Origin of the sequence: Actinoallomurus bryophytorum, assembly GCF_006716425.1 — a bacterium.
Lineage (GTDB): Bacteria > Actinomycetota > Actinomycetes > Streptosporangiales > Streptosporangiaceae > Actinoallomurus > Actinoallomurus bryophytorum.
Window position 1 is genome coordinate 463,535 of the sequence record NZ_VFOZ01000001.1, and the last position, 11,889, is coordinate 475,423.

At 70.9% G+C, this 11,889-nt stretch carries 13 protein-coding genes; 5 read left to right on the forward strand and 8 right to left on the reverse strand.

Annotation, left to right across the window (positions count from 1 at the left end; genetic code table 11):
- The first annotated feature begins 56 nt into the window (after positions 1-56).
- From FB559_RS02255 to FB559_RS02265, 3 genes are all read left to right on the forward strand, one after another.
- Positions 57-875: a DUF3097 domain-containing protein gene (locus tag FB559_RS02255; RefSeq protein ID WP_141952726.1), complete on the forward strand. Its 819-nt coding sequence runs from the start codon at positions 57-59 to the stop codon at positions 873-875.
- An 85-nt stretch (positions 876-960) separates the two neighbouring features.
- A complete protein-coding gene (locus FB559_RS02260; protein ID WP_141952728.1) occupies positions 961-1,560 on the forward strand; it encodes a DUF4870 domain-containing protein in 600 nt (199 codons plus the stop codon).
- Between the two features lie 8 nt (positions 1,561-1,568).
- Positions 1,569-2,165 carry a DUF4870 domain-containing protein gene (locus tag FB559_RS02265; RefSeq protein ID WP_141952730.1) on the forward strand — a complete coding sequence of 199 codons (597 nt, stop codon included), beginning with the start codon at positions 1,569-1,571 and terminating at the stop codon, positions 2,163-2,165.
- A gap of 23 nt (positions 2,166-2,188) precedes the next feature.
- Here the strand turns inward: FB559_RS02265 and hemW are convergent, their stop codons facing one another.
- The 4 genes from hemW to lepA form a co-directional block, all read right to left on the reverse strand.
- The gene (gene hemW / locus FB559_RS02270; protein ID WP_141952732.1) at positions 2,189-3,397 is read right to left on the reverse strand and encodes a radical SAM family heme chaperone HemW; all 1,209 of its coding nucleotides are present in this window, start codon (positions 3,395-3,397) and stop codon (positions 2,189-2,191) included.
- Positions 3,398-3,537: 140 nt separating this feature from the next.
- The gene (locus FB559_RS02275) at positions 3,538-4,044 is read right to left on the reverse strand and encodes an ATP-binding protein (protein WP_141952734.1); all 507 of its coding nucleotides are present in this window, start codon (positions 4,042-4,044) and stop codon (positions 3,538-3,540) included.
- A gap of 162 nt (positions 4,045-4,206) precedes the next feature.
- On the reverse strand, positions 4,207-5,067 hold the full coding sequence (locus tag FB559_RS02280; RefSeq protein ID WP_141952737.1) for an LLM class F420-dependent oxidoreductase: 861 nt from the start codon (positions 5,065-5,067) through the stop codon (positions 4,207-4,209).
- A 114-nt stretch (positions 5,068-5,181) separates the two neighbouring features.
- A complete protein-coding gene (lepA, locus tag FB559_RS02285; protein ID WP_425455045.1) occupies positions 5,182-7,005 on the reverse strand; it encodes a translation elongation factor 4 in 1,824 nt (607 codons plus the stop codon).
- Between the two features lie 627 nt (positions 7,006-7,632).
- On the opposite strand from lepA, the gene rpsT reads away from it, so the two are divergent.
- Positions 7,633-7,902, forward strand: a complete 270-nt coding sequence (gene rpsT / locus FB559_RS02290) for a 30S ribosomal protein S20 (protein ID WP_141952741.1) — start codon at positions 7,633-7,635, stop codon at positions 7,900-7,902.
- A 115-nt stretch (positions 7,903-8,017) separates the two neighbouring features.
- On the opposite strand, the gene FB559_RS02300 is transcribed toward rpsT, so the two are convergent.
- From FB559_RS02300 to FB559_RS02310, 3 genes are all read right to left on the reverse strand, one after another.
- The gene (locus FB559_RS02300) at positions 8,018-8,578 is read right to left on the reverse strand and encodes a hypothetical protein (protein WP_221639862.1); all 561 of its coding nucleotides are present in this window, start codon (positions 8,576-8,578) and stop codon (positions 8,018-8,020) included.
- A 198-nt stretch (positions 8,579-8,776) separates the two neighbouring features.
- Positions 8,777-9,736, reverse strand: a complete 960-nt coding sequence (gene holA / locus FB559_RS02305) for a DNA polymerase III subunit delta (RefSeq protein WP_141952743.1) — start codon at positions 9,734-9,736, stop codon at positions 8,777-8,779.
- 50 nt (positions 9,737-9,786) lie between these two features.
- Positions 9,787-10,278: a nitroreductase family deazaflavin-dependent oxidoreductase gene (locus FB559_RS02310; protein ID WP_141952745.1), complete on the reverse strand. Its 492-nt coding sequence runs from the start codon at positions 10,276-10,278 to the stop codon at positions 9,787-9,789.
- Positions 10,279-10,464: 186 nt separating this feature from the next.
- Between FB559_RS02310 and FB559_RS02315 the strand changes: the two genes are divergently transcribed.
- A complete protein-coding gene (locus FB559_RS02315) occupies positions 10,465-11,433 on the forward strand; it encodes an LLM class flavin-dependent oxidoreductase (protein WP_246121308.1) in 969 nt (322 codons plus the stop codon).
- A gap of 40 nt (positions 11,434-11,473) precedes the next feature.
- On the opposite strand, the gene FB559_RS02320 is transcribed toward FB559_RS02315, so the two are convergent.
- Positions 11,474-11,881: a PPOX class F420-dependent oxidoreductase gene (locus tag FB559_RS02320; protein ID WP_246121309.1), complete on the reverse strand. Its 408-nt coding sequence runs from the start codon at positions 11,879-11,881 to the stop codon at positions 11,474-11,476.
- Positions 11,882-11,889 lie beyond the last annotated feature (8 nt).

Genomic DNA, 11,889 nt, shown 5'->3' on the forward strand with positions numbered 1-11,889 from the left:
AGCGCGCACGCGTGTTGATCCCGGCTCGGCCGGGTTGGTCCCGATACGGTGCGGCCGTGCGGAGCAAGAACTACGCCAAGGACGTTCTGTCGGGCGACTGGCGACGCCCTCGCAAAGGCCAGATCCCGGAGATCGCGGCCGAGTCCGGCCTGGTGGCCGAGGACCCGTCCAGCGGCTTCTGCGGCGCGGTCGTGGCCTGTGAGAAGGACTCGGTGACGCTCGAGGACCGGTTCGGCAAGCGCCGGGTGTTCCCGCTGGCCAAGGCCGGGTTCCTGATCGACGGCAAGCCGGTGACGCTGGTGCGGCCCGTACGTGCCGCGGGCCGCGCGATCTCCGCGTCCGGCTCCATCGCCGTGGCCGGCCTGCGCGCACGCGTCGCGCGGGAGAGCCGGATCTACGTCGAGGGAAAGCACGACGCCGAGCTCGTGGAGAAGATCTGGGGCCACGACCTGCGGGTGGAGGGCGTCGTCGTGGAGTTCCTCGAAGGCGTCGACCACCTGCCGGAGATCGCCGAGGAGTTCGGCCCCGAGCCCGGCCGCCGCCTGGGCGTACTCGTCGACCACCTGGTCGCCGGCTCGAAGGAGAGCCGGATCGCCGAACAGATCGACTCGCCGTACGTCCTGGTCACCGGGCATCCCTTCATCGACATCTGGCAGGCGGTCAAGCCCGCCACCCTCGGCATCTCCGCCTGGCCGGACGTGCCGCGCGGCATTCCCTGGAAAGAGGGCGTGATCTCCGCGCTGGGCTGGAGAGGTGAGCCGGGCGAGGTGTGGCAGGCCATCCTGGGCCGGGTGCGCACGTACGCGGATCTGGAGCCCGCGCTTCTCGGCCGGGTCGAGGAGCTCATCGACTTCGTCACCGCCCCGGGCGGCTGACCCGCGCAACCATCCGGCGCCCGCGCACGTCTCATAAACTGCGACACCACATCGCACCAGACATATCCGCCGGAAGGGACGCACGATGACCTACGGTCAACCCGGCGGCGGGCGATCCGGCCGGCCGTACGGGCCGCCCCCGGGACAGCCGGACGGGCGGCCGGGGTACGGCCAGGGCGCTCAGCAGCCCCCGCAGAGCCCACCGCCGCAGTACTACGCGCCGCCGCAGCACCACGCCCCGCCGGGTCACGGACGGCGGCCACGGGGCGGGCAGCCGGAACAGCCTTACCCGTACGCCGCCGTAACGGTCCAGGACCGTCGGCGGCGCGTGCGGGCTCCGGCCGGCGGCCCGGTCGTCGACGAGGACGAGCGGTGGGCGGTGCCCGCGTACGTCGGCATGTTCGTCTCGGGCTTCGTCGCGCCCGCGATCGTGCTGGTCGCGAAGGGACGCACCTCGCCCTTCGCGCGCTTCCACGCCGTACAGGCGCTGAACCTGTTCGTCGCGGTGTTCGCCTGCACCTTCACCGCGTTGCTGCTGGCCTACTTCAAAGGTGTCGCCTGGATACCGCTCGTGCTGCTGGCGCTGGCCGCCGGCTCCTACGTCGTGACCAGGGCCGCGATCGGCGCCAACCGCTGTGAGTGGTACCGCCTCCCCGCCATCGTGGCGTGGCCCATCTTCCGCTGAGGAGCGTCATGACCGAACCCGACGATCGCGGACCATCGCCCGAGGAACCCCATGACGAGCCGTCCACCCCGTTAACTCCTCCCGGTCAGCCGCAATTCGGCAGCCCTCCGCCCCCTCCGGGGCATCCGTACGGTGGCCCTCCTCCTGGACCGCACGTCGGAGGTCCACCGCCCCCGTACGGGCCCGGCCCGTACCCGCCGCCGTACGGGCAAGGCCCGTACCCCCCGCCGTACGGACCGCAGGGGAACAACCCCGCCGACGACACGAACTGGGCGCTGGCGGCCTATATCGGCCAGCTGATCATCGGCGTCATCGCTCCGCTCGTGGTCTTTCTCGTCCGCCAGGACCAGACGCCCTTCATCCGCTTCCACGCTGCGCAGGCGCTCAACGCGGCGCTGAGCTACCTCGCCGTCTTCCTCGGAGGCATCGCCCTCGCCGTCGTCACCGTGGTGGCCGGCGCCCCCGCCGCGCTGATCGTCGTGATACCCGCGATGATCATCTTCGGCATCGTGCACTTCGTCTATCTGATCATCGGGGCGGTCAGGGCCGGCCGGCTCGAGATGTACCGGCTTCCCGCCTGGATCTGCTGGCGCATGATCAAGTGACGGGCACCGCGGATCCCCTGCGGTCAGGTGAGGTCGCGGACGACGGCGTCGGCCAGCAGCCGTCCTCGTAGCGTGAGCACGGCGCGGCCTGCCTCGAACGCCTCGGGCACCAGGAGGCCGTCGCCGACCGCGCGGCGGACCGCCGCGACGTCGTCGAACAGGCCGAGCGGGCAGCCGTCGGCCAGCCGCACCTCCAGCATGATCCGCTCGAACCTGCGGTCCGCGGCCTCCAGCACCTCGCGGGCGTACGCGGCCGAGGCCTCCTCCGCGAGCCGCGCCGCGTACGCGGCCGGGTGCTTGACGTTCCACCAGCGCGTGCCACCGACGTGGCTGTGCGCGCCGGGGCCCACACCCCACCAGTCGCCGCCGGTCCAGTAGAGAAGGTTGTGCCGGCAGCGGGCCTCTTCGCTCGCGGCCCAGTTGGAGATCTCGTACCAGCCGAGCCCGTGCGCCCCGAGCGTGCGTTCGGCGGCGAGGTAGCGGTCGGCCATCGCGTCGTCGTCGGGCGCGGCCAGCTCACCCCGCCGTACGCGCGTGGCCAGGCGGGTGCCGTCCTCGACGATGAGGGCGTACGCGGAGATGTGGTCGGGCCGGGCGGCCATGGCGGCGTCGAGGCTGGCCTGCCAGTCGGCGTCGCTCTCGCCCGGCGTGCCGTAGATGAGGTCGAGGTTGACGTGCTCGAAGCCGGCCTCGCGCGCCCAGGAGACGCACTGCTGCGGCCGGCCGGGCGTGTGCGTACGGTCGAGGACGGCCAGGACATGCTCACGGGCGCTCTGCATGCCGAACGACATGCGCGTGAAACCCGCCTCTCGCAGCTCGGCGAGGTAGGCGGGGTCGACGGTCTCGGGGTTGGACTCGGTGGTGACCTCGGCCCCCTCGGCCAGCCCGAAATCCTTGCCGATCGCGTCCAGCACCCGGCCGAGGTCGGCGGCGGACAGCAGCGTGGGCGTGCCTCCGCCGACGAACACCGTCTCCACCGGCAGGTCGACGTCGCCCAGCACGCGCCGGGCCATCCGGATCTCGGCGATCGCGGTGTCGGCGTACGAGTCGCGGGACGCTCCCCGCAGCTCCGTGGCGGTGTAGGTGTTGAAGTCGCAGTAACCGCAGCGGGTGACGCAGAACGGCACGTGCACGTAGAAACCGAACGGGCGGCCGCCGAGGCCGTCGAGAGCGCTGGGCGGCAGCGCTCCGTCTCTCGGGACCGGATCTCCGTCCGGCAGCGTCGATGGCACGTCTCAAGTGTGCCGCCCGAGCGAGCATGCCCGCGCCGTCCCCTCCGCGGGCGGGCCCGATGGCGGGTTCCGGGACCGATGGCTCAGGCGGTGTCCGCGCGTCCCCAGAAGATCTCCGCCTGCGTCCGGCCAGAGGCGTCTCAGCGTTCCGGGACCTGGTGGCCGTCCGGCAGGGCCCAGGATCCGTCGCGGAACTCGACCCATACCGTCGTCGTCCCGGAGTCCTCGATGACGCCCCAGGACTCGGCGAGCGCCTCGATGATGAGGATTCCCCGTCCGTTCTCGGCCTCGGCGTCCCTCCTGACACGGGGCTTGGTGGCCATCGTGCCGTCGTTCGTGACCTCGGCGCGGATCACGTGCCCGGTGGCCCGGATGCCGATCGTGAGATGACCACCGTCCCCGCTCGGCGTGTGCATGATCGCGTTGGTGGCGAGTTCGCTCACGCTCAGCGCGACCTTCTCCAGCGCCGGGTGCCGCGTTCCGAGCGTGTCCCGTACGAATCGGCGGCCGACCGCCACCGAACGCTCCACGCCGGGCAGAGTGATGGTGGTGCTCAGTGCCGTATCCCCCGGATCCCCTGGATCACCCGGGTCACCGTCCTGCACGTCGCGCGGAGCGTTGTCACGGCGAACTCCCTGTCCCGCCATAGCAGCGTCCAATGTTCCTCCCGATGAACGGCGAGCACGGCGTCCCTACCCCCCGTGTGACGCGAGAACACCGAAGCTTGGTTCCGGCCTCACCCGGTATTGCCACGGTCCGCGCCGAAAAGGGGGCCTAGGCGATCGCCCGCCCGCCGTTCACCGGAGGTCTCAGCTCCTGGAGCGCAGCTCGAGACCGTCGGCGAGCTCGCGCCACTGCGAGCGGGGCATCGCCACCTGATCGCCGGTCACGACCTGGACGACGAGCTGGTCGGCGCCCGCCTCCCGGTGCGCCGCGAGGCGGGCCCGTATCGCCTCCATGTCTCCCCAGGCGAAGGTCGCGTCGATGAGCCGGTCGCTGCCGCCGTCTCGGAAGTCGTCGTCGACGAAGCCGAGCCGCAGCAGGTTGCCGGTGTAGTTGGGCATTCCCAGGTAGATCGCGAGGTGGCCGCGCGCGGCGGCGCGGGCGCGTTCGGGGTCGGTCTCGAGGACGACCTTCACCTCGGGCGCCAGCAGGGAGTCCGGGCCGAGGATCTCGCGGGCCGTCGCGGTGTGCTCGGGGGTGATGAGGTACGGGTGGGCGCCCGCCGCGCGGTCACGTGACAGCGTGAGCATGCGCGGGCCGAGCGCGGCGAGTACGCGATGCTCCTTCGCCGAGCCGGCGGCGTCGAGGCGGTCGAGGTAGTCCACCATCATGGAGTACGGCTTGCGGTAGCCCTTGACCAGCGCGGCGTGGCTGGCGCCGAGCCCCAGCAGGAAACGGCCGGGATGCCGTTCGGCGAGGGCGGTCTGCTCCTCGGCGACCTCGGCCGGCTCGTACTCCCAGATGTTGAGGATGCCGGTGGCGACCACGATGCGTTCGGTGGCCTCCAGCAGCGGCGCCGCGTGGCGTACACCGGGGCTGCCTCCCAGCCAGATCGCGTCGTACCCCAGCTCCTCGAGCTCGGCCGCGGCCTCGCGGACCCCGTCCGCGGCCCGCCGGTCCTCATCACGCAACCCGGAGTTCCAGATGCCGATCTGGCCAAGATCCATGCCTGCTCCAACCCTCGGTCGACTGTGCGGAGCCCGCGCGGATGGGACTCCGGGCGGCGCATGGGCGCCCTACCCCGCGTGGGCTCTCAATGCGCAACCTGACCGGGCGTCCGCCTATTTCTTGCCCTTCTCCGTGCCACCACTCGTGGACAGCGCCGCCACGAAGGCCTCCTGCGGGACGTCGACCCTGCCGATCGTCTTCATCCGCTTCTTGCCCTCTTTCTGCTTCTCCAGCAACTTGCGCTTGCGGGAGATGTCGCCGCCGTAGCACTTGGCGAGGACGTCCTTGCGGATGGCGCGGATGTTCTCGCGGGCGATGATCCGCGCGCCGATCGCGGCCTGAATCGGCACCTCGAACTGCTGGCGCGGGATGAGCTCCTTGAGCTTGGCCGTCATCATCAGGCCGTACTCGCGTGACTTGTCCTTGTGCACGATCTGGCTGAACGCGTCGACGGACTCGCCCTGCAGCAGGATGTCCACCTTGACCAGGTCGGACTGCTCCTCGCCGCTGGGGTCGTAGTCGAGTGAGGCGTACCCGCGGGTCCGCGACTTCAGCTGGTCGAAGAAGTCGAAGATGATCTCGGCGAGCGGGAGCGTGTAGCGGATCTCGACGCGGTCCTCGGACAGGTAGTCCATGCCCAGGAGTACGCCGCGGCGGCCCTGGCACAGCTCCATGATCGCCCCGATGTGGTCACTCGGCGACAGGATCGTGGCCCTGACCATCGGCTCGTAGACCATGCCGATCTTGCCCTCGGGGAACTCACTCGGGTTGGTGACCCGGTGCTCCTCACCGGTCTCCATGACGACGCGGTAGACGACGTTCGGCGCCGTGGAGATCAGCGACAGGTCGAACTCCCGCTCGAGCCGCTCACGCACGATCTCCATGTGCAGCAGGCCGAGGAAGCCGCAGCGGAACCCGAAGCCGAGCGCCAGCGAGGTCTCCGGCTCGTACACGAGCGCCGCGTCGTTGAGCCGCAGCTTGTCGAGGGCGTCGCGCAGCTCGGGATAGTCGTCGCCGTCGACCGGGTACAGGCCGGAGAACACCATCGGCCGGGGGTGCCGGTATCCGGCGAGCGCCTTGGTGGCCCGCCCGGCGGCGCTCGTCACGGTGTCGCCGACCCGCGCCTGGCGCACGTCCTTGACCCCGGTGATGAGGTAGCCGACCTCACCGACGCCCAGCCCGTCGGTCGGCACGGGGTCGGGCGAGATCACGCCCACCTCGAGTGTCTCGTGCGCGCTCCCGGTGGACATCATGAGGCTCTTCTCGCGGCGGGACAGATGCCCGTCGATGACCCGGACGTACGTCACGACACCGCGATAGGTGTCGTACACCGAGTCGAAGATCAGCGCACGGGCGGGCCCGTCGGGGTCACCCTGCGGCGCGGGCACGGTCGCGACGATGTTGTCGAGGAGCTCCTTGACGCCCTCGCCGGTCTTGCCGGACACCCGGAGGACCTCGCCCGGGTCCACCCCGATGATCCCGGCGATCTCCTCGGCGTACTTGTCCGGCTGCGCGGCCGGCAGGTCGATCTTGTTGAGGACCGGGATGATGTGCAGGTCCGCCTCGAGCGCGAGGTAGAGGTTGGCGAGCGTCTGCGCCTCGATGCCCTGGGCGGCGTCCACGAGCAGGACCGCCCCTTCGCACGCCTCCAGCGACCGCGAGACCTCATAGGAGAAGTCGACGTGCCCGGGCGTGTCGATCAGGTTGAGAACGTAATCCCGCCACGGCAGGCGCACGGCCTGGCTCTTGATCGTGATGCCACGCTCACGCTCGATGTCCATACGGTCGAGATACTGGGCGCGCATCTGACGCCCCTCGACGACACCGGTGAGCTGCAACATGCGGTCGGCGAGGGTCGACTTGCCATGGTCGATGTGCGCGATGATGCAGAAATTGCGGATCACCGCGGGATCGGTGTGGTTCGGTACGGCCGGCACCGGGTTCCTCGTGGAGTGATGGATTAGCGTTATCCATGGTCCCACGCCGCGCGGCATGCTCTGTTCCGAGCACCCGCCGATCAGCCATCCGGCAGCCCCGGCCGAGACCGCCGCAGCCCCCCGACCAAGACGGCCGTACCCCTCCGGCCGAGACCGTCGCAGCCCCCCGACCAAGACGGCCGTACCCCTCCGGCCGAGACCGTCGCAGCCCCCCGGACCGAGACCGCCGTACCCCCCCGGCCGAGACCGTCGCAGCCCCCCGGACCGAGACCGCCGTACCCCCCCGGCCGAGACCGTCGCAGCCCCCCGGACCGAGACCGCCGTACCCCTCCGGCCGAGACCGTCGCAGCCCTCCGGCCGGGCCCCCACAGCCCGGCCGTGTGGGCACCGCCCTACCCGCCGCGTACCGCGTCGAGGCCCGTACGCGCTGCCGCACGGCGTCCCGGCTACCCGTGGACCCACGCCCCTCGCGTACGCCGGATCCGTGATTGAACCGCCGGCGCGGCGACCGGCTGGGACGGCTCGGTTTGGGCGTTGGGTGAAGCCCTTGGTAGGCTGTCCCACTGCGTGTGGGCGCGTTAGGTCCCGCGCCCCCATTCCATCGACTTAACACCTGAGGCTTTCTTCGTGGCGAACATCAAGTCCCAGATCAAGCGGAACAAGCAGAACGAGAAGGCACGCCTTCGCAACAAGGCGGTCAAGTCGGAGCTGAAGACCGAGATCCGCAAGTTCCGTGAGGCCGCCGAGTCCGGCGACGTCGACGCGACCACGGCTCAGCTGCGGTCCGCGACGCGCAAGCTCGACAAGGCCGTGAGCAAGGGCGTCATCCACAAGAACCAGGCCGCCAACCGCAAGTCGGCGATCGCCAAGCGCGCCGCCGAGTTGCAGGCCAAGTAAGGTTCTTCGCTTCACGACGCCGTGCCCCAAGACGGGCACGGCGTCGTTGTGCTGCCCGGTAAGGCGTTGTACTGCCTGGTAACAGGCGTTCGGTCCCTGTAGATCGAGACGAGCCTCAGCCGCCCCGACCTCGTCGCAGAGGGCCGCCCGTGCCCGTAGGGCCAGGCGCCGCCGCCCCTACCACCCCGATCTCCTCTTCCAGGTCCGCCCACGTCCGTACCGCCCGCACCCACTCCGGCGCGGCCGAGGTCTGCGGGCCGAACAGGAACAGGTGCGGCACCAGCCCCCGCAGCGCGGCGTGCACGTCGAGGCGATCGTCGACCATGTGCGTGATGCCCAGGTCCGCGCAGTGGCCGGCCTTGTCGGCCCGCTTCCGGCAGAACCGTACGTTGCCCGCGGCGATCCCGGTACGCCGGTAGAAGTCGTTGCGGTCCAGCCACCGCAGGGTCCTGTCCTGGATGCGTTCGCCGCACTTGGAGATCACCCAGACCTGCCCGCCGAAACGTGCGACCAGCCCGGGCAGGACGTCGAACATGCCCTCCGTCGCCGGTGAGCGCATCGCCTCCTCGGCGTCACCGCTGAGGAAGACCGTGTCCTCCTCCCCCGCCACCGCCGCACCGCCGTGGATCACCCGACCGAAGTCGACTCCGAGACGCGGTTCCGTACTTGTGTTCACGCCACCAGAGTGAGGCATGGACGGAACGGCCGAAAACACATTTTCCGCCCCAGCGTCGCGCTTACCGGTCGAACCGCTTCAGGAAGCAGTCGAGCTCATCGCGTTCCAAGCCCCGGAGCGCCGGGTCGAGCACGCGCGGCGCACCTCGTCGAGAACGTACCGCCCGACCCGAGCGGCAAGGCACGACGCCGAGGTGCCTCAGCGTGAGCCACGAGCGGCGACGATCTGGCCGATCGCCTTCTCCAGGGCGTACGCGGGATCGGCTCCGGCGCCCTTGACCTGCGCGTCGGTCTCGGCGACCACCTGGAGTGCCTCCGCCACGCCCTCCGGGGTCCAGCCGCGCAGCTGCTGGCGTACGCGGTCCACCTTCCAGGGCGGCATGCCGAGCTCCTTGGCCAGCCCGGCGCCGCGCAGCCCGCGCGGCGCGCCGCCCACCTTCGCGAGGGAGCGGACCCCCTGCGCCAGCGCGCTGGTGATCAGGACCGGCGCGACACCGGTGGACAGCGCCCAGCGCAGCTGTTCGAGTGCGTCACCGAGCCGGCCCTCGACGGCACGGTCGGCGACGTTGAAGCCGCTGACCTCCGCGCGTCCCCGGTGGTAGCGCGCGACCGCGTCGTCGCCGATCCGGCCGCCGGTGTCGGCCACGAGCTGGCTGCAGGCACTGGCGAGCTCGCGCAGGTCGGTGCCGACCGCGTCGAGCAGGCCACGCGCGGCGTCCTCGCCGATCGTGCCCCCGGCCCGGCGCACCTCGGCGCGTACGAAGGCGACCCGCTCACCCGGCCGGGTGATCTTCTGGCAGGTGACCTTGCGCGCGCCCGCCTTGGTGAACGCGTCGAGCAGCGCCTTGCCCTTGGCGCCGCCCGCGTGCACGACGACGAGGTCGATGTCGTCGGCCGGGTCGGCCGCGTACTTGCCGATCTCGGTGATCAGGTCCTTGCCGAAGTCCTGCGCCGAACGGAGCACGACCACTCGTCCCCCGCCGAACAGCGACGGCGAGGTGAGCTCGGCCAGCCCCCCGCGTGTGAGGGTGGCCGGGGTCAGCTCGTAGACCTCGGCCTCCGACTCGCGCGCACGCGCGGCGGCGAGGACATCGGCGATGGCCCGGTCGATGAGCAACTCCTCGTCGCCGACGACCAGGGTGAGACGTTCGGAGGACACCTTCGCAGCATCCCACGCCGCCGGGCGCCCACGCGCCGTACTCGGGGGTCTTAGGAGCCCGCGCCTGGCGGTACGTGCGGGCGGAAGGCGACGGCGCGTACGTCGCCGAGGTCGTCGTTCTTGGGATCCAGCGGCAGCGGGAACACCATCGTGAGCAACCGCCGGCCGACCGCGTGCTCCTCGCGGAGGGAGACGAGCAGCGACCGGCACTCCTCGGCGGTCAGGAAGCGGTGCTCGGGCTCGGGGAACCGGAGATGACCGATCCGGAGTTCGAGGGCACGGCCGGCCCGGATGTTCCGTACCCAGTCGGCCCGGTTTCCCCAGGCCGCGATGGCGACGACCTCCCCCGTCCCATGGTCGAGGCGTGCGACCTCCAGCACGGTCTCGTGCCGGAGCCCGCTGAAGCGTCCCTGATGGGCCAGATAGAGAAATCGCCTGCCGAGAAGGTGACCGAGGTCACGGCGGTACACCCACGACGGTGCTCGCATGACGCGGAGCAACAGCCCCGTGGGCCTGCGAGCGCCGGACCCTTCTCGGCTCATCGTCCAATAATGCCCGGATCGAGGGGGTCTGGAGAACGGAAACAGGGTGCCGAGGCGGGTTCGGAACACCTTCGTGACCGGGCCGGGGTGTGCGTCCCGTACGAGCGGTGCCGTCCGGCGGGGAATCGCGGTTCGGCGCGGCCGGTTACCAGATACATGCCCGAATTCAGTGATGTGCGCTGGTCAGTGTTGGACCTGGTGCCGGTGACCACGGCGACGACCCCGGCGGAGGCCCTGCGGGCGTCCGTCGACCTGGCGCCGGAGGTCGAACGGCTCGGATACCACCGTCTGTGGGTCGCCGAACACCACGGCATGCCCGGCATCGCCAGCTCCTCCCCCGCCGTACTCATCGCGCACCTCGCCGAGGCGACGACGACACTGCGGGTCGGTTCGGGCGGCGTGATGCTGCCCAACCACGCGCCGCTGGTCGTGGCGGAACAGTTCGGGACGCTGGAGGCCCTGCACCCGGGCCGCATCGACCTCGGCATCGGCCGCGCACCGGGCACGGACCAGGCCACGGCGTACGCGCTGCGCCGTACGCCGGACCTCAGCGCCGACGCCTTCCCCGAGGACCTCTCCCAGCTTCGCGCGTTCCTCGACGGGACCTATCCGCGGATCCGCGCCGTGCCGGTCCCGGACAGCCCGCCGGCCGTCTGGCTGCTCGGCTCCAGTGGGTACAGCGCCCAGCTCGCGGGCATCCTCGGCCTGCCGTTCGCGTTCGCGCACCACTTCAGCGCGCGGTTCACCGACCCGGCCCTGGAGCTGTACCGCTCCAGCTTCCAGCCGTCCGGCACGCTCGACCGCCCGTACGCGATGGTGACCGCGGCCGTGTTCGCCGCCGACACGGACGAGGAGGCGCGCCGGCTCGCCGCACCGCAGGGCCTGTCGATCCTGCGGCTGCGTTCGGGCAACCCCGGGCTGCTGCCGACGCCGGAGGAGGCGCTCGCGCACGACTTCTCCCCGCAGGAGCGCGAGGCCATCGCGACGTACACCGAGTCGCACGTGGTGGGCGGCCCGGACACCGTACGCAAGGGGCTGCTGTCGCTCCTCGAACGCACCCGGCCGCAGGAGCTGATGGTCTCCACGAACATCGGCGACCCGGCCGCACGCCGCCGCTCGTACGAGATCGTCGCCGAGATCGCCAAGGAGCTGTGACCGGCGCCGTCCTCAGCCGGCGGCGTAGCCGGCGATGCCTTCAGTCGGCGGCGTAGCCGGCGACGTGCTGAGGAGTGATCCGCACGACGACGCGGACGATCTCGGGCGGCAGGTCGAGGTATTCCTGACCGGCGCCCGGACCCTCGTAGTTCTCCGCCAGCGCGACGGCGAGCCGCCGGCCGACGTCCTCGGTCACGGTGGCCGTGCCGCGGATCTCGGCGTACTGGAGCGGGTCGTCCTTGTCGATCACGCTCAGGCTGACGCGCGGATCCCGGCGGAGGTTCTTGTCCTTGCGCCGGCCGGCGGCGCTGGAGATGAGCACGTCGTCTCCGTCGCGGCCGACCCAGACGACGGAGGTCTGCGGGCTTCCGTCGGAATTGATGGTCGCGAGCACCGCGAGGTTCGGGTCGTCGAGAAGCTTCCGTACCGCGTCATTCAGGATCGTCACGATCACCG

Bases quoted from the DNA above. Each gene is read 5' to 3' on its own strand.
- FB559_RS02260 (WP_141952728.1), top strand. From the start codon at position 961: ATGACCTACGGTCAACCCGGCGGCGGGCGATCCGGCCGGCCGTACGGG.
- FB559_RS02265 (WP_141952730.1), top strand. From the start codon at position 1,569: ATGACCGAACCCGACGATCGCGGACCATCGCCCGAGGAACCCCATGAC.
- FB559_RS02275 (WP_141952734.1), bottom strand. From the start codon at position 4,044: ATGGCGGGACAGGGAGTTCGCCGTGACAACGCTCCGCGCGACGTGCAG.
- FB559_RS02280 (WP_141952737.1), bottom strand. From the start codon at position 5,067: ATGGATCTTGGCCAGATCGGCATCTGGAACTCCGGGTTGCGTGATGAG.
- FB559_RS02310 (WP_141952745.1), bottom strand. From the start codon at position 10,278: ATGAGCCGAGAAGGGTCCGGCGCTCGCAGGCCCACGGGGCTGTTGCTC.